This is a genomic window from Cellulomonas sp. URHD0024 (assembly GCF_000426185.1).
GTDB lineage: Bacteria > Actinomycetota > Actinomycetes > Actinomycetales > Cellulomonadaceae > Cellulomonas.
In genome coordinates, this window is the sequence record NZ_AUEW01000008.1 from 74,549 (window position 1) to 91,552 (window position 17,004).

At 73.0% G+C, this 17,004-nt stretch carries 15 protein-coding genes; 10 read left to right on the forward strand and 5 right to left on the reverse strand.

All coding sequences use genetic code 11. The features are described from left to right. The first annotated feature begins 3 nt into the window (after positions 1 to 3). From I847_RS0109410 to I847_RS0109420, 3 genes are all read left to right on the forward strand, one after another. The gene (locus I847_RS0109410) at positions 4 to 369 is read left to right on the forward strand and encodes a hypothetical protein (RefSeq protein ID WP_028049492.1); all 366 of its coding nucleotides are present in this window, start codon (positions 4 to 6) and stop codon (positions 367 to 369) included. A 45-nt stretch (positions 370 to 414) separates the two neighbouring features. Next, on the forward strand, positions 415 to 1,863 hold the full coding sequence (purB, locus tag I847_RS0109415) for an adenylosuccinate lyase (RefSeq protein WP_028049493.1): 1,449 nt from the start codon (positions 415 to 417) through the stop codon (positions 1,861 to 1,863). A 302-nt stretch (positions 1,864 to 2,165) separates the two neighbouring features. Next, the gene (locus I847_RS0109420) at positions 2,166 to 3,020 is read left to right on the forward strand and encodes a hypothetical protein (protein ID WP_231384167.1); all 855 of its coding nucleotides are present in this window, start codon (positions 2,166 to 2,168) and stop codon (positions 3,018 to 3,020) included. A 142-nt stretch (positions 3,021 to 3,162) separates the two neighbouring features. Here the strand turns inward: I847_RS0109420 and I847_RS27390 are convergent, their stop codons facing one another. From I847_RS27390 to I847_RS0109445, 4 genes are all read right to left on the reverse strand, one after another. Further along, on the reverse strand, positions 3,163 to 4,317 hold the full coding sequence (locus tag I847_RS27390; RefSeq protein ID WP_231384159.1) for a hypothetical protein: 1,155 nt from the start codon (positions 4,315 to 4,317) through the stop codon (positions 3,163 to 3,165). Positions 4,318 to 4,584: 267 nt separating this feature from the next. Then, positions 4,585 to 5,103: a DUF4825 domain-containing protein gene (locus tag I847_RS0109435; protein WP_028049495.1), complete on the reverse strand. Its 519-nt coding sequence runs from the start codon at positions 5,101 to 5,103 to the stop codon at positions 4,585 to 4,587. Positions 5,104 to 5,454: 351 nt separating this feature from the next. After that, positions 5,455 to 6,111, reverse strand: a complete 657-nt coding sequence (locus tag I847_RS0109440) for a response regulator transcription factor (protein WP_028049496.1) — start codon at positions 6,109 to 6,111, stop codon at positions 5,455 to 5,457. Next, positions 6,099 to 7,367 carry a sensor histidine kinase gene (locus I847_RS0109445; protein WP_051274688.1) on the reverse strand — a complete coding sequence of 423 codons (1,269 nt, stop codon included), beginning with the start codon at positions 7,365 to 7,367 and terminating at the stop codon, positions 6,099 to 6,101. Before I847_RS0109445 ends, I847_RS0109440 begins: the two co-directional genes overlap by 13 nt. Positions 7,368 to 7,523: 156 nt before the next feature. Between I847_RS0109445 and I847_RS0109450 the strand changes: the two genes are divergently transcribed. Continuing rightward, positions 7,524 to 8,804, forward strand: a complete 1,281-nt coding sequence (locus I847_RS0109450) for an ion channel protein (protein ID WP_028049498.1) — start codon at positions 7,524 to 7,526, stop codon at positions 8,802 to 8,804. Between the two features lie 2 nt (positions 8,805 to 8,806). Here I847_RS0109450 and I847_RS0109455 read toward each other — a convergent pair whose 3' ends face one another. Continuing rightward, the gene (locus tag I847_RS0109455) at positions 8,807 to 10,051 is read right to left on the reverse strand and encodes a glutamyl-tRNA reductase (protein WP_028049499.1); all 1,245 of its coding nucleotides are present in this window, start codon (positions 10,049 to 10,051) and stop codon (positions 8,807 to 8,809) included. A 46-nt stretch (positions 10,052 to 10,097) separates the two neighbouring features. Here I847_RS0109455 and hemE point away from each other — a divergent pair, with 46 nt between their 5' ends. The 6 genes from hemE (at position 10,098) to hemL (ending at position 16,872) form a co-directional block, all read left to right on the forward strand. Then, a complete protein-coding gene (gene hemE, locus I847_RS0109460) occupies positions 10,098 to 11,162 on the forward strand; it encodes a uroporphyrinogen decarboxylase (protein WP_028049500.1) in 1,065 nt (354 codons plus the stop codon). 7 nt (positions 11,163 to 11,169) lie between these two features. Further along, entirely contained in the window at positions 11,170 to 12,531 is a 1,362-nt protein-coding gene (locus tag I847_RS0109465; protein WP_028049501.1) for an NAD(P)/FAD-dependent oxidoreductase, read from the forward strand. A 312-nt stretch (positions 12,532 to 12,843) separates the two neighbouring features. Beyond that, entirely contained in the window at positions 12,844 to 13,764 is a 921-nt protein-coding gene (gene hemC, locus I847_RS0109470) for a hydroxymethylbilane synthase (RefSeq protein ID WP_028049502.1), read from the forward strand. Beyond that, entirely contained in the window at positions 13,761 to 14,552 is a 792-nt protein-coding gene (locus I847_RS22910; protein ID WP_051274691.1) for a uroporphyrinogen-III synthase, read from the forward strand. The genes hemC and I847_RS22910 overlap by 4 nt, the downstream gene beginning before the upstream one ends. Continuing rightward, positions 14,549 to 15,529 carry a porphobilinogen synthase gene (gene hemB, locus I847_RS0109480; protein WP_034609723.1) on the forward strand — a complete coding sequence of 327 codons (981 nt, stop codon included), beginning with the start codon at positions 14,549 to 14,551 and terminating at the stop codon, positions 15,527 to 15,529. Before I847_RS22910 ends, hemB begins: the two co-directional genes overlap by 4 nt. Further along, complete coding sequence (gene hemL / locus I847_RS0109485; protein ID WP_034609725.1) at positions 15,529 to 16,872, forward strand: glutamate-1-semialdehyde 2,1-aminomutase; 1,344 nt, start codon at positions 15,529 to 15,531, stop codon at positions 16,870 to 16,872. The genes hemB and hemL overlap by 1 nt, the downstream gene beginning before the upstream one ends. Positions 16,873 to 17,004 lie beyond the last annotated feature (132 nt).

Genomic DNA, 17,004 nt, shown 5'->3' on the forward strand with positions numbered 1-17,004 from the left:
CGCGTGACCACGGACCTGCGGGCACGCCCGGGTCGGAGTGTCGCGGTAGGCCTGGCCGTCGCGATGTTTGTGGTGGCCCTCGTCGGCGGCACCCTGGCCGTCGGAGCGTGGAGCACCACCACGGCGACCCGCGACGGCGGCGCCTGCGGGAGCGCGTTCCACTACCACCCGGGCAGCGCGTTCGAGGTCCACGGCGGCGAGATGTCGGATGCCGAACGCACCAGGCTCAGCGACGAGTGCGACGCGGACGGCGCAGTGCCGTGGCGCGTCGGCATCACCACGCTCGCGGTGACCGGCGCTCTGCTGGTCGCACTGGCCGGCCGGCTGCTCGTGCCCGTCTCCCGCCGAGGCCGGCCCGTCAGCCGCTGACGGACAGTCACTCACCCTCGCGCGACCCGATGGGATGATGGACGCATGGCCACCCCGAACGAGCACGTCGTCCCTGCGCGCGTGCGGCTCGCCGACGTCACTCCGCCGATCGCCCTCGGTCCGCTGGACGGCCGGTACCGTTCCGCCGTCGCGCCGCTCGTCGACCACCTGAGCGAGGCCGCACTGAACCGCGAGCGGGTGCACGTCGAGGTCGAGTGGCTGATCCACCTCACGAGCCACGGCGTCGTCCCGGGCGCACCGACGCTGACCGACGACGACAGGGCCTACCTCCGCAACGTCGTCGCGACGTTCGGGCCCGACGAGGTCGCTGAGCTGGCCGAGATCGAGCGGGTCACGGTCCACGACGTCAAGGCGGTCGAGTACTTCGTGAAGAAGCGGCTCGCGGACGCGCCTGCCGACTCGACCCTCCGGACCGTCGGCGAGCTGGTCCACTTCGCCTGCACCAGCGAGGACATCAACAACCTGTCGTACGCGCTGATGGTGCGCGGCGCCGTGACGCAGGAGTGGCTGCCCAGGGCCCAGGCCCTGGCCGACCAGGTCGCCGCGCTCGCGCACGAGGAGAAGGACCAGCCCCTCCTCGCCCTCACCCACGGGCAGCCGGCGACGCCGACGACGCTCGGCAAGGAGCTCGCCGTCCTCGCGCACCGGCTCCAGCGGCAGCTCAAGCGCATCGCGGCCGACGAGTACCTCGGCAAGCTCAACGGCGCGACGGGCACGTTCGGCGCGCATGTCGTCGCGGTGCCCGGGGCCGACTGGCCGGCCGTGTCCCAGAGCTTCGTCGAGCACCTCGGCCTCACCTGGAACCCGCTGACCACCCAGATCGAGTCGCACGACTGGCAGGCCGAGCTGTACGCGGACGTCGCCCGGTTCAACCGCGTGCTGCACAACCTGGCCACCGACGTGTGGACGTACATCTCGCGCGGCGTCTTCATCCAGATCCCGGTGGCCGGCGCCACCGGCTCCTCGACCATGCCGCACAAGGTCAACCCGATCCGGTTCGAGAACGCCGAGGCCAACCTCGAGCTCTCGTCGGCACTCCTGGACACCCTCGCCTCCACGCTGGTGACCAGCCGGCTCCAGCGCGACCTCACCGACTCCACCACGCAGCGCAACATCGGGCCCGCGTTCGGGCACTCGCTGCTGGCCATCGACAACGTGGCGCGCGGGCTGCGGGCGCTGTCCGTGGATCGGGCGCTCCTCGCGCGCGAGCTGGACGAGAACTGGGAGGTCCTCGGCGAGCCCGTCCAGTCGGCCATGCGCGCGGCCTCCGTCGCGGGCGTCACCGGGATGGAGAACCCGTACGAGCGGCTCAAGGAGCTGACACGCGGGCGACGCCTCACGGCCGACGACATGCGCGAGTTCATCGGTGGCCTCGGGCTTCCCGACGACGTCGCGGCGCGCCTCGCCGAGCTGACGCCGGCGTCGTACACGGGCGTCGCCGCGGCGCTGGTGGAGACCTACCTCGACGCCTGAGCCGCGCATCGTGTGATCGGATCCGGCCCTCTCCGGGGGTCGTGAGGCGGGCCCTGTCGAGACCCGCCCCTCCGCATGACCCCTTTTGTCCGACTTTCAGCAGAAGTTTCACTCGTTCGAGCGCGCGTTCATGAGACGCCGACAGCGCTCTGACCTGCTACGTCACCCGGATGCGTGTCGCCATCTGGACAGGCGCCCGGTAGGGCCTGCACAATCGTGCACCGAACCGTCCTTTTCATCCGGTTCATCCCCTCGATTCATCCTGTTATCCCCTCATGGCAAGGATGCCCATCGTGACGCTCATGCAGAAGGCGATCACGCCAGCGCTGACCCGCGCGCATCTCACCGCAGGTCACGACCGCTTGGCGGGGTATGTGGTGCGCGCCGAGGACGTCGCCTTCGCGACCACCCCGGCCCAGCTGTTCGAGGTCCACGGCCTCGGCTACGAGGGCTCTCCGTTCAGCCCTTACGACCGCTCCATCGACGTCCTGCGCTTCGAGAGCTCCCCCCAGCTCCAGTACCGCGACGTCCCCGGCTACATCCTCCCGCTGTGGTGGCTGCGCCACTCGCGGATCCCCCCGGGGGCCGAGCTGGTCCGCATCTACGACAACGGCACGTCCACGCTCCTGGCGCGCTACGGCGACGTCGGCGCCGGCTGGACCGTGACGCAGCTCGGGGCACCTCGCCCCTCGCTCGCCTCGCTGTCCCGCTGCGTCGGACCGGTCGCCAAGTGGCACGGCGCCTACCTCGAGGCCGACGTCGTCGACAACGGCCACACGGTCGTCCTCGCGCTGGCCAACCCGCCGCTCGCCGAGACCGGGTTCCACCAGTCGGCGTCCGGCCGCTGGTTCCGTCGCGTCGCCCGTGACGAGGTCAGCGAGCTGTTCGAGCTCGACCTCACCGCACGGTGGAACGGCCTGCACGTGCGGGTGGTGGACCAGTGGCAGGACGCGCAGCGCTACGTCGTCGCACGGATCTCGCACCTGGGCGACGACATCGAGCGTGCCGAGCGCCTGCAGCTCAACCGCGTCGAGGCCGGCGTCTACGAGGGAATCGTCTACGCTGCCGAACTGACGGACATCCAGACCAACCAGGTGGTGCCCCACACGTGGGCACCCGGGCCGGCTGCCCAGCAGCAGGTGGTCCGAACCAACTGAATGCGCAGCAGCTAGCTGCGAACATCCCCGGACTGGGGTCACGACGACGACGTCGCGGCTCCGACGGGCGCGTGCCGGGCCAGACCCTCCCCCCCGTTCTGGCCCGGCACGCTCCATGTCACGGCCGCTGCACCGGTCGTCGTCAGTCCAGATCCTGCTCGCGGCGTCGCAGCCAGGCCCCACCGGCAGCCATGGCGAGCCCGACGGTCGCCAGCGCGGCCGAGACGCCGAGCAGCGGCACCACGTCGGCCCCGGTCGCCGAGAGCGTGCTCTCGACCTCGGGCGGCGACGTCAGGCAGCTCGGGCTCGAGGGCGGGTAGGCGACCGTGACCGTGGCCTCGGGGTTCACCTGGAACAGCACCTGCACGCTCGGACGCACCCAGTCGAACTCGTCACCCTGGACCCAGGTGCCGTCCGACAGCTGCCGCCAGCCCGGCCAGTCCACGCCCCGGCCGTTGGCCGACACGGCGCCCGGCCAGTTGACCGTCCCCGACAGGGGCTGGTCCGCGTAGACCACGTCGGCACCGTCCGGGTTGATCCACGTGATGGTGACCGTCGTGTTCGGCGTACCGGTCACCGTGATGTCGTACCGAAGCTTCGGGACGTCGTTGTCGCAGATGGGTGAGAGCACGCCGACGTTCAGTGCGGGCGTCGGCGTGGGTGTGGGTGTGGGTGTGTCCGTGGGTGTCGGCGACGGGGCCAGGAAGCACGGGGCCGCGGGGTTGGTGGACTGGAAGCCCAGCGCAGCCTCGACCGTGATCGTGCGGGTCTTGGTGGTGGTGCCGTCCGGGAACGTCGCGCCGTTCTCCGCGGTGACGGTCAGCACGTAGAGGCCCGGGCCGTCGTAGGCCGGCGAGACGGTGACGCTGACGTTCGGGAACGTGTCCTCGAAGTCGAAGGACCCCGGCGTCGCACACGTCGGAGGCGTCGGCTCGGCGCCGAACAGCGCCGGGATCGGGACGACGGGCACGGTCGGTGTCGGTGTCGGTGTCGGCGTCGGCGTCGGAGTCGGCGTCGGAGTCGGAGTCGGAGTCGGAGTCGGAGTCGGAGTCGGCGTCGGTGTCGGTGTCGGTGTCGTCGTCGGTGTCGGTGTCGGTGTCGTCGTCGGTGTCGGTGTCGTCGTAGGCGTCGGCGTCGTGGGGTCGGTCGCGGTCGGAACCCACGTCGGATCCGGGTCGGACGGCGACTCGGTCGGCAGCAGCGGGTCCTGGACGTCAGCCAGGGCCCACGATGCTCCGCCGATCCCGAGCACGACGGTGATGAACGCAGCGATGCAGAACTTGTAGATCGATCTCACGACGGGCCCCCCAGCTCATCGGGCGGGCGCGACCCCGCCTTCGCCCCCGAGCCTGGATCGGTGATGCCGCCATTGAGCACCGTCGACTAGATCGCGAGCGATCGTGTTTGTCACCCAAAGTGTGACACGGGTCACTAATTGCCGCGCGCCGGACAATACGGGCGTCCTGTCGCCGCTCGTCCGATCCGCAGGCGCCGCGGGCGGGCTGCACGGTGATGTCCTCACGGCAGAAGAGCGGAAGGTGGCCGGGAGACGGCCCGTGCTGGGTCAGCGCTCGAGCCGCTCCACCAGGTCAGCGAGCCCCGCGACGGACTCCCCGATCTCAGCGACCGGCGCGCCGGCGAGCTCGTCGGCGCTGGCGCGTGTCAGCGCGGCCGTGGTGCCCTCGCCTCCAGGGAGGGTCCACCGGACCTCGTCGGCGTTGCCGATGGTGGCCAGCAGGAGAGCCGCGCGGTCCGTCATGAGCTGGTCCACGAGGGCGGGCGTCGCGCCGTCGGCGAGCGAGGTGAACTCGATCGTCAGGGCATAGGGGCGCGCGTCGGTCGAGAGCGCGAGCGTCTGGTCCCCCAGCGATCCGACGTCGACCGCTGCTGTGAGTGCTGCCACCTTGCTGGCATCGCCTATGTAGGCACTCCGGTGCGCATCCAGGGCGACAAGGTCCACCGACTCGCTCAGGGGCGCCGTGGGCTCGCTCACGGCTGGGTGCGTCACCGAGCAGCCGCCGAGCAGAGCGATCGAGGCAACGGCAACGGCGAGCCCGACACGCGGGACGGTGAACAGCAGCACAGAAGCATCCTCTCGCCCCTGCGGCCTTGGCGGGGGTCGGTGTAGCGCGATCTCACTCACGGCCTTCCAGGCTAGGGCACCTGCACACCCGGTCGTCGGTCGTTGTTCCTGCGAGGGGCAACATCACCCTCCGACCTGGTGCTAACCCACAGCCCTTGGGGTGTCTTGCTCCGGCTCAGTCCTCCTACTGGTGGTCGGACCGAGCCTGCGCTCCGTTCCAGGCGGGTGCGCTGGCGCGCCCCCACCTTCCACTGCGCTCCGGCTCAGTCCCCCTACTGGTGGTCGGACTGAGCCTGCGCTCCGTTCCAGGCGGGTGCGCTGGCGCGCCCCCACCTTCCACTGCGCTCCGGCTCAGTCCTCCGAGTCGTGGACGATGCGGGCCACCTGGACCCGATTCGTCACGCGCAGCTTGGTGAACAGGCTGCCGACGTGCGTCTTGACCGTCGCGACGCCCATGTAGAGGTCGCGTGCGATCTCGGAGTTCGTCTTGCCCTCGCTGACCGCGATCGCGACCTCACGCTCGCGGTCGGTCAGCCGGGCCATCGCGGTGCGTCCTGCTCGTCGGCGCTCGTCGTCCTGAGGCTTCGTGACGGCGGCGATCAGCTGGGACGTGACGCTCGGCGAGAGCATCGGGTCGCCGGCTGCCACGCGCCGGACGGCATCGATCAGCTCGACCGGTGGCGTGTCCTTGAGCAAGAACCCCGAAGCACCGTTCTGCAGCGCCGTCAGCACCATCTCGTCGGTGTCGAACGTGGTCAGGACGATGACCCGGGTGCTCGACCCGCGCAGCGCACGCGTCGCCTGCAGACCGTCCATCCGCGGCATCCGGATGTCCATGAGCGTCACGTCGGGGGACTCCCGCTCGACGAGGTCGATCCCGGCCTGCCCGTCCCCCGCCTCGCCGACGATCTCCAGGTCCGGGGCGCCACCGAGGATCATCCGCAGGCCGGCGAGGACCAGCTGGTCGTCGTCGACCAGCACGATGCGGATCGGCTTCAGGAGTTCCACGGCAGCCTCGCTCTCACCAGGAACGACCCATCCGGTTGTCCTCCGTACGTCAGTGCCCCACCGGCCAGCTCGGCCCGTTCGGTCATGCCGGTCAACCCGACGCCCGGCGGCGCGCCCGACGTGCCGGTGGCTCCCACTGCGACACCCACCCGGTTGCGCACCTCGACCTCGAGGATGCCTGCCGGCTCACCCGACAGCCGCACGGACACCGGCTCGCCCGGCGCGTGCTTACGGGCGTTCGTCAGCGCCTCCTGGACGATCCGGAACGACGTCCGCGACACCGTCACCGGCAGCTTGGACAGGTCGCACTCGCCGAGCCCGAGAACGTCGAGCTGCACCTGCGACCCGGCCTCGCGGACGTCGGCCAGCAGGGCGGGCAGCTCGGCGAGGGTCGGTTGAGGTGCCTCGACCCCGTCGCTCACCCGTCCGGCCCGCAGCACGCCGAGCACCTGGCGCAGCTCGGCCAGGGCGAGCTGGGCGTTCGCCTGGATGGTCGCGGCCGTCTCGGCGGTCTGCTCACGGGTGAGGTCCTCGCGGTAGGCCAGCGCGCCGGCGTGCATCGCGACCAACGAGATGCGGTGGGCGAGCACGTCGTGCATCTCGCGCGCGATGCGGGTGCGCTCGGCGTCCCGCGCGGCCTCCGTCGTCAGAGCCTGCTCCCGCTCCGCCGTCAGGAGCCGCTCGTGCAGGGACGCGACGAGCTCGCGCCGGGCCCGGACATAGAAGCCGGTGACGATCGCGAGGCCGAAGAAGACGAGACTCAGCAGCTGGTTGGCCGCCTGGGCGTACAGGTTGTCGTCTGTCGGTGCCAGGCCGCGGGCCCGGTAGACGAAGGCGGACACGAGCCCGGAGACGAACCAGGCGAGAGCCGTGACGACGACCCACCGGCGCCGGCGCCAGGTGGCCATCGAGACGACGGCCAGCGTCGCGGCGCCGAACGTCGCGGTCGAGAACGAGCTGATGGCGATGGTGACGCAGGCGACGAGGAACGGGTGCTTGCGCCGCTGCGGGAGCAGGGCCACGGCGAAGGCGCCCAGCAGGAGGTCGGCCACGAGCCACATCCCGATGAGGTCCTGGCGCGGCCCGCTCGGCATAGCGCTCAGCTGCTCCACCGACGTCGCCGACCACGCGACCAAGCCGCCGAGCACCGCCAGCAGGTACCGCCACGTGCGCGACCACGGCTGCAGCGCCGGGTGCAGCAGCTCCTCCGGCACGGGGGTGACCCGTGCCTGGGCAGCGCTGACCGGTGTGGACATGCCAGCAGCCTAGGCAGCCCGGGGGTGCGCGCGGATCAGCCGCTCGGGCTGCGCCGGGTCCACCCGGCGGTGGAGCCCGGATCGCCCGCGGCCGACGGGACCGCCACGATGGACGGGCGGACCGCCACGATGGACCAGTCCGGACGAAGGAGGACGATGAGCGAGCCGACCGCGGTCCGCGTCCCGGTCCGTGACCTGCTGCGCATGGCTGTGCCCGCCGTGGTGATCGGCGCCGTCTGCGCCGTGACGCTGGTCGCGTTGAGCGAACTCGCGGCTGTGCTCGAACGCTGGCTCTGGGGCGGTCTCGCCGACCGCGTCGGCGTCGACCCCGACTCAGCCCCGTGGATCGTCGGCGTCCTCACGCTGACCGGCCTGGCCGTAGGTCTCGTCGTCCGGTTCGCGCCCGGGCACGCCGGCCCGGACCCGGCGACCCACGGCCTGGTGTCGGTCCCGCTGGCGCCGCGGGTGCTGCCCGGGCTGGCCGTCGCGATGGTGCTCACGCTCGCGGGCGGTGTCAGCCTCGGCCCGGAGAACCCGATCATGGCAATCAACGCCGCGCTCGTCGTCACCGTCGGCGCGCGGGTCATGCCGCGGGTCCACGTGCCCGCGTGGGTCGTGATGTCGACAGCGGGGACGCTCGGGGCGATGTTCGGCACGCCGGTCGCGGCGGCGCTCATGCTCTCCGAGATCAGCCCGGGCGACCGGCGGGCGCCGCTCTGGGACCGACTGTTCGCGCCGCTCGTCGCCGCCATCGCCGGCGCCCTCACCTCCGCCCGGCTCGCGGACCACACCTTCGACGTCGAGCTGCCCCCCTATGTGTGGGGCGGTGTGCGCGACGTCGCCCTCGCCGTCGCCATCGCCCTGGCTGCCGGCGGGCTCGGGCTCGGCGCCTCCTACGCGTTCTCCCCGCTGCACCGGCTGTTCCACCGGGTCCAGAACCCCGTGCTCCTGCTCACGCTCGGCGGCCTGGCGCTCGGGGTGCTCGGCGTCGTGGGCGGCCCGATCACCCTGTTCAGGGGCCTGGACCAGATGAAGGTGCTGCCCGAGCGGGTCGGCACGACGACGGCCCTCGGGTTCCTCGGCCTGGCGGTGGTCAAGCTGGCCGCCATGCTCGTGGCCAGCACGACGGCGTTCCGGGGGGGTCGCATCTTCCCCGTCGTGTTCGTCGGCGTGGCACTCGGCTTCGCCGTCGGGACCGCGTTCCCCGGGGTGCCGATGGCGCTCGCGGTCGGGGCGTCGACCACCGGGATCCTGGTCGCGGCGACGCGCAGCGGCTGGCTGAGCGTCTTCATCGCCGTCGCGGTCGTCTCGGACGTCACGCTGCTGCCGGCCCTCATCGCCGCGATGCTCGCGGCCTGGGTGCTCGTCGCGAACCGTCCCGAGCTCGTCGCGACGCCGTCGGGCCCGCCACCTGCGCAGGACCCGACGACGACCTGAGGTCAGACCGCGTCGGTCAGGGACGGGACGGGGATGGACGCCAGCTCGGCGAGCGCCTGCGCGTACGTGGTCGCGTCACCGGCGCGGGCGGCCTCTCGCGCACGCACGGTGGGCCCGTGCAGGGTTGCGCGAGTGCGCCGACGCAGGGCCCGGACCGCACGTTCGTCGGACAGGTCGACGAGCTCGTTCTCGAGACCGCCCAGCACACGAGTGCGTTCGGCGACGACCGCGGGGTTCCAGTCCCGCACGCGGCGGTCCGCCTCGTAGGCCTCGGCGGCGGCGGTGACCACCTCGTGCGCGGCCTCGACGGCGGCGTGCTCGGCCGGGGCGTACTCGCTGACGGTGTGCAGGCTGACCAGGCGCACGCCGGGGAGCGACCGGACGCCGGGGTCCACGTCGTGCCGCAGTGCGAGGTCGACGACGGTCAGCGGGCGAGCGGCAGCGGTGCGGGCGACGGCCAGGGCGTCGACACCGAGGACCGCGCCGGCGGCGCCGCTGCACGCGACGACGAGGTCGACGTCCGAGACCTCGGCAGCCAGGTCCGCGCTCGTCGGCAGGGCTCGGACCCCGCGAGCGGCGGCGAACGCCCGCGCGCGGCCCGAGGTCGAGTAGACGCGGACGTCGGTGCACCCGCGAGCCTTCAGCTGGGCCAGCGACGCGCCGGCGTACGAACCGGTTCCGACGAGCACGCAGCGGACCTGCGACCAGTCCGGCAGCTCGGACTCGGCGATGTCCAGGGCGACGCCGACGACCGACCGTCCGGTGGCACCCAGCCCGGTGCGCGCCTCGACGTCGCGCGAGACGCGCGACGCCGCCTGGAACAGGGACTCCAGACCGCTCGTCGTGGTGTGGTCGCGGCGCGCGGTCGTCAGCGCCCGACGCACCTGGCCGGCGATCTCGCGCTCGCCGACGACCATCGAGTCGAGCCCGCTGGCGACGGCGAACAAGTGCTCGGCGGCGTCGGTGCCGGCGCGCAGCCGCAGGTGAGAGGCGACCTCGTCCGCCGTGTACCCCGAACGCTGGGCGACGGTCGCGGCGGCCGCGGCACGGGCCTGCGGGGCGTCCTGCGCGTCGCCGACCTCCAGGTACAGCTCGAACCGGTTGCACGTCGCGAGGACGATCGCACCGGACACGGACGCGGCGGAGTGCACGAGCTCGGACGCGACGGCCTGCACGTCCGAGGAGAGACGTTCCAGCACATCGAGGTCGAGGTCGTGGTGACTAGCGGCGAGGGACAGCAGCACCACGTGGCCGATTCAATCATCTGTTCATTTGTCCGGCACAATCGCACCTGTGAACCTTCCTTCCGCGCACCCGCTGGTCGACGGCCGCACGACGCATTCTTCGCTGGTTCGCGCCTATTCCGGCGAGCGCCCGTCGACGCTGCCCGTGTGGTTCATGCGACAGGCGGGGCGGTCCCTGCCCGAGTACCGCGCCGCCCGCCAGGGCACCGCGATGCTCGACGCGTGCCTCACGCCCTCGCTGGCCAGCGAGATCACCCTGCAGCCGGTCCGCCGGCACGGTGTCGACGCCGCGATCTTCTTCTCGGACATCGTCGTGCCGCTCAAGCTCGCGGGCGTCGACGTCGAGATCAAGCCCGGTGTCGGGCCCGTCATGGGGTCGCCGGTGCGCACGGCCGACGACGTGGCGCGGCTGCGAGCGCTGGGACCGCTCACGCCCGAAGCCCTCGCGCCCGTCTCCGAGGGCGTCGCGCTGACGGTGGACGCGCTCGGCAGCACCCCGCTCATCGGGTTCGCGGGGGCCCCGTTCACGCTGGCCGCCTACCTGGTCGAGGGCGGACCGTCGCGCGACCACCTGGCGGCCCGCACCCTGATGCACTCCGACCCGGTCACGTGGGCCGAGCTGACCGACTGGGCCGCCGACGTCACGGGTGCGTTCCTGCGGGCGCAGGTGCTCGCCGGGGCCAGCGCTGCGCAGCTGTTCGACTCGTGGGCCGGGTCGCTGGGGGTGTCGGACTACACCGCGCACGTCGCCCCCGCCTCGGCGCGCGCCCTGCACCACATCGGGGACCTCGGTGTGAAGAAGGTCCACTTCGGCACCGGGACCGGCGAGCTGCTGGTCGCGATGCGTGACGTGGGCGCGGACGTCATCGGCGTCGACTACCGCCTGCACCTCGACGAGGCGAACCGCCGGCTCGGTGGCACGACTCCGCTGCAGGGCAACATCGACCCGGCCCTGCTCGCGGCGTCCTGGCCCGTGCTGGAGGCCCACGTCCGGGACGTCGTGGCCCGGGGCGCGAGCGCACCGGCGCACGTGGTGAACCTCGGCCACGGAGTGCCTCCGGGCACGGACCCTGCCGTCCTGACGCGCGTGGTCGAGCTGGTCCACGGGCTCTGACCCGCCGATGGACTGGGACGCGATCGTCGTCGGCGGGGGTGTCGCCGGACTGGTCGCCGCCCGTTCGCTGGCGTCCGACGGTCTGCGCACCCTGGTCCTCGAGGCCCGGGACGAGCCCGGCGGAGCGGTCCGGGGGCACACCGTCGCCGGTCTGCGGCTGGATGCCGGCGCGGAGTCGTTCGCCACGCGTGGCGGCGCGGTCAAGGCCCTCGCCGACGAGCTGAGCCTGCCGGTGGTCGCTCCCGAACCCGTCGGGTCGTGGGTGCACCTGGCGTCCGGCGACGGGCCGCTGCCGCGCACCGGACTCCTCGGCATCCCGTCGCAGCCCTGGTCGGCACGGCGGACGATCGGCGTCCTGGGAGCACTGCGGGCCTCCCTCGACCTCGTCCTGCCGCGGTCCGCCGACCCGGCGACCCTCGGTGCGCTCGTGCGGCAGCGCATGGGTTCCCGCGTGCTCGACCGGCTCGTCCGGCCCGTCGTCGGCGGCGTGCACGCGGCCGACCCCGACGACCTGTCCGTCGATGCGGTCGCGCCCGGGCTGGCCGCCGCCCGGAGCCGCGGGTCGCTCGCGCGGGCGGTCCGGTCGATGCGCGCGTCGGCGCCGGCCGGGGCCGCCGCACTCGGGATCGACGGCGGCATGCACCTGCTGGTCGACGCTCTCCTCGCGGACCTGCGGGCGCGGGGCTGCGAGGTGCGCACGGGAAGCACGGTGAGCACGGTGAGCCCGATGAGCCCGGCGACCGGGGCGCAGCCGTCCGACGCCGGCTGGAGAGTGCTCGTCACGACGGGGTCAGACGGGCCGGCGCCGGAGTCGGCGCCCCGCTTGGTCCTCGCCACCCCCGGGGCGCCGGAGCTCCTCGGCCTCCCGACCGGCGACCCGGACCCGGGCGCCGAGGTCACGCTCGTCACGCTGGTGCTACGGGCGCCTGCGTTGGACCACGCGCCCCGCGGGACCGGCGTCCTCGTCGCGCCGGAGGCCGCGGACGTCGTCGCGAAGGCCCTCACGCACGGCACCGCCAAGTGGGCGTGGTTGGCGCGTGAGGCCGGTCGTGGCACGCACGTCGTCCGCCTCTCCTACGGCCGGGCGGGTGCTGCGGTCACGGAGCTGCCAGACGTCGCCCTGGCCCTGCGCGACGCCTCCCGGCTGCTCGGCGTGCCCCTCCACGACGACCAGCTCCTGGGCTCTGCGACGGTGCGCTGGACGCAGGCGCTCCCGCGCCCGAGCGAGGCGCACCGCGCGGTCGTCGCGGCGGTCCGGTCAGCGGTCGCGGAGCTGCCCGGCGTGGCGGTCTGCGGGGCATGGGTGGCCGGCAACGGGCTCGCGTCGGTGGTGCCGGACGCGCGAGCGGCGGCGCGTTCGCTCGTCTGACGACGTGTTATTCGTCACGTATTCCCGGCGCATTTTCTGACAACTCGTCGGCAACGGGCGCACAATGTCGTCCGCAACATTCTTGGCGCGTGTTCTGACAGATTGTCAGGACAGGTTCGCGACCAATAATCACGCAGGCACAGGCGGTCGCGCGCTGGGCATCGTGACGCCGGGCCCGGCTCGTCCGCTCCCGACGGCGGTCGCCACCACCGGACGCGGTCGGCGCACTCGCCCTCGCCACACCGGCTCCGGTCGCGCGACCACCTCTCGGGTTTTCGACATCGCCCCCGAGACCGGAGGACACTGGACCACATGCCCCAGCACGTCGTCGTCGGCACCCGCGGCAGCGCCCTCGCGCTCACCCAGACCGGGCACGTGGTCGACGCGCTCGCGGCGGCCGGGGACCTGACGCTGGAGACCGTCCGGGTCCGCACCGACGGCGACCGTCTGACCGGCTCGCTCGCGAGCCTCGGCGGCACCGGCGTGTTCGTGACCGCCCTGCGGGAGGCGCTCCTCGACGGCCGGTGCGACCTGGCCGTCCACTCGCTGAAGGACCTGCCCACCGGCGACCCGCCGGGTCTGGTCCTCGGCGCTGTCCCGGTTCGCGAGGACCCCGCCGACGCCCTCTGCGCACGTGACGGCCTCAAGCTCGCCGACCTCCCCGTCGGCGCGCGGGTCGGGACGGGCTCGCCCCGTCGCAAGGCGCAGCTGCTCGCCGCCCGGCCCGATCTGGAGGTCGTCGACATCAGGGGCAACGTCGACACGCGGCTCGGTCGCATCGCGTCCGACCTCGACGCCGTGGTCCTGGCGCGCGCCGGGCTCGCCCGGCTGGGCCGCCTCGACGCGGTGACCGAGGCGTTCGGGCCGGACGTGATGACCCCGGCGCCCGGCCAGGGCGCGTTGGCGATCGAGGTCCGTGCCGGGGTCGACGGTCCACTCGCCCGCGCACTCGAAGCCCTCGACGACCGGCCCACCCGTCTCGCGGTCGCCGCCGAGCGGGCGCTCCTCGAGCGGCTCGAGGCCGGCTGTGCGGCACCGATCGGCGCCCGGGGGGTGCTCAGCGGCTCCACCCTGCGGCTCGACGCCGTGGTGGCACGCCCGGACGGCACGGCCACGCTCAGGCGCGGCCTGAGTCTCGAAGCCCACGCCGAGGTCGACGCCCGCGACCTGGGCACCCGACTCGCCGACGACCTGCTGGCGAACGGCGCCGCGGAGCTGGCGGACCTGCGATGACGGCCCTCCCGCTCACCGGCTGGCGCGTGCTGGTCCCACGCCCTACCGCGGGGCGGAGCCCGGCCGTCGTCGCGCTGGCAGCCGCGGGCGCCGAGGCCGTCGTCGTCCCTCTCATCGAGACCGTGGCCCCCGAGGACCCCACGCCGCTCGCCGACGCCCTGCTCGCCCTCGAGGTGGGCTGGTACGAGTGGCTGGTGGTGTCCAGCGCCGCCGCGGTGCCGATCCTCGTCGAGCACGGGCTCCCGGTGGAGCGGACCAAGGTCGCCGCCGTCGGACCCGGGACGGCCCGCGCCCTGCGCGACGTCGGCGTGCACGTCGACCTCGTCCCGCTCAGTGAGTCCACCGCCCGCGCTCTCGTCGCGCAGTTCCCCGCACCCGCCACCACCGGGCGGATCCTCTTTCCGCGCGGCGACCTCGCCGCCCCGACGCTCGCGGACGGCCTACGCGCCCGCGGCTGGCAGGTCGACGACGTCGTCGCCTACCGGACCGTCTCGGCGGAGGCGCCCAGCGCGGAGGTCCGCGAGGCGTGGGTCGACGGGACGATCCGCGGCGCCCTGCTCACGTCGGCCAGCACGGTCCGCGAGCTCAACACCCAGCTCGGTCCCCCGCCGACGAGCACGCTGCTGGTCGGCATCGGCCCGACGACCGCCGCGGAGGCCGCCCGACTGGGCCTTCCGCTCGCGGGCGTGGCCACCGAGCAGACGATGACCGGGCTGGTCGACGCACTGGCCAAGGCGGCGAACACGGCGATGCCCGAACAGATCCCCAGCCCCGAGGAGCTTCCGTGAACCGCCGTATCCGCCCTCGCCGGTTGCGCCAGACGCCGGCGATGCGGCGACTCACCGCCGAGACACGCCTGCACGCCTCCCAGCTGGTGCTGCCCCTCTTCGTCAAGGAGGGGCTCACCGAGCCGCGCCCGATCGCGTCCATGCCGGGCGTGGTCCAGCACTCGCGTGACTCGCTGCGCAAGGCGGTCGCCGAGGCCGCGGGCGTGGGACTCGGTGGCGTGATGCTCTTCGCGATCCCTCTCGAACGGGACGCGATCGGCTCGCAGGCCACGTCGGAGACCGGGATCCTCAACGTCGCCATCGCCGACACCGTCGCCGAGGTGGGCGGCGCGCTCGTCGTGCAGGCCGACCTGTGCCTCGACGAGTTCACCGACCACGGCCACTGCGGCGTGCTCACCCCTTCGGGTGTCGTGGACAACGACGCGACGCTGGTCCGGTACGCGGAGATGGCCCTGGCCCAGGCATCGGCGGGCGCTCACCTGGTGGGCCTCAGCGGGATGATGGACGGCCAGGTGGGCTACGTCCGGGACGCGCTCGACGACGCGGGTCGCGACGACGTCGCCGTGCTGGCCTACGCGGCGAAGTACGCCTCCGCGTTCTACGGCCCGTTCCGCGACGCCGTGGAGTCCCAGCTCGAGGGCGATCGGCGGACGTACCAGATGGACCCGGCGAACCGTCGTGAAGCCGTCCGCGAGGTCGCCCTGGACATCGCCGAGGGCGCCGACATCGTCATGGTCAAGCCCGCCCTCGCCTACCTCGACATCCTCGCCGACGTGGCCGCGACGAGCACGGTTCCGGTCGCCGCCTACCAGGTCTCGGGGGAGTACGCGATGATCGAGGCTGCCGCCGAACGGGGGTGGATCGAGCGCAGACGGGCGATCCTTGAGTCTGTGCTCAGCATCCGCCGCGCGGGTGCCGATCACGTGCTTACGTACGCCGCGACTGAGCTGGCCGGATGGCTGGCAGAGGAGATCTGATGAGTGTCCACGCCACGACCTCGGACCTGACGACGAGTGTCGCTGCCTTCGAGCGTGCGCAGGCGGTCATCCCCGGAGGGGTGAACTCGCCGGTGCGGGCGTACGGCAACGTCGGTGGGACACCGCTCTTCCTCGCTTCCGCCCGTGGCGCGTACGTCACGGACGTCGACGGCAACGAGTACGTCGACCTCGTCGGCTCGTGGGGCCCCGCGCTGCTGGGGCACACGCACCCGGACGTGGTCCAAGCCGTGCGCGACGCCGCCGGTCTCGGCCTCAGCTTCGGCGCTCCGACGATCACCGAGGTCGAGCTCGTCGACGAGATCCGGTTCCGTGTTCCCCCGGCCGAGAAGGTCCGGCTGGTGTCCACCGGTACCGAGGCGACGATGACCGCCCTGCGCCTCGCCCGCGCGTTCACCGGTCGCGATCTGGTCGTCAAGTTCGCCGGCAACTACCACGGGCACGTCGACGCGCTCCTGGCTGCTGCCGGTTCCGGCGTCGCGACGCTCGGCCTGCCCGACTCGGCGGGGGTCTCCGCCGCGGTCGCCGCCGAGACGATCGTCCTGCCGTACAACGACGTCGCGGCGATCGAGGCGGCGTTCGCCTCGCACGGCGACCGGATCGCCGCCGTCATCACCGAGGCGTCGCCCGCCAACATGGGGGTCGTCCCGCCGCTGCCCGGGTACAACGCCGCGCTGCGTCGCCTGACCCTGGCGCACGGCGCCCTGCTCATCCAGGACGAGGTGCTGACCGGGTTCCGGGTGGGCTACTCCGGCTGGTGGGGGCTCGAGGGCCTCCGCGAGGGCTGGTCCGCAGACCTGTACACGTTCGGCAAGGTCATCGGGGGTGGCCTCCCGGTCGCCGCGGTCGGCGGTCGGCGCGACGTCATGGCCCAGCTGGCCCCCGTCGGCCCCGTCTACCAGGCGGGCACGCTCTCCGGGAACCCGGTCGCCACCGCGGCGGGCCTCGCGACACTTCGCCTTGCCGGCCAGGACGTCTACGCCCGGATCGACGCCGTGGCGTCGCAGCTGCGCACCGAGCTCAGCAGCGCGCTCGTCCGCGAGGGTCTGCCGCACACGATCCAGTGGGCGAGCAACCTGTTCAGCACGTTCTTCGGCGAGGAGGCCGCCCGCCACGGCGCCCGCGACTACGCCTCGGTGCTGGCCACCGAGTCGTGGCGGTACGCGCCGTTCTTCCACTCGTTGCTGGAGTCGGGCGTCTACGCGCCGCCGTCGCCGTTCGAGGCCTGGTTCGTCTCGGCCGCGCACGACGACTCCGCCGTCGACCAGGTCGTCAGCGCCCTCCCCGCCGCCGTCCACGCCGCCGCGAGCGCGACGAAGCCGTAGCTCGTCGGGCGGCGGGCGAATCGCTGCCCGTCCACGTTCACGTGCGGCGCCAGCTGTCCGCACCCGTTCGCGCCTAGCTCCACCTGTGACGCGTGACGACTCCTGAGGCGTCGCGACCACCTCACCTGGTCA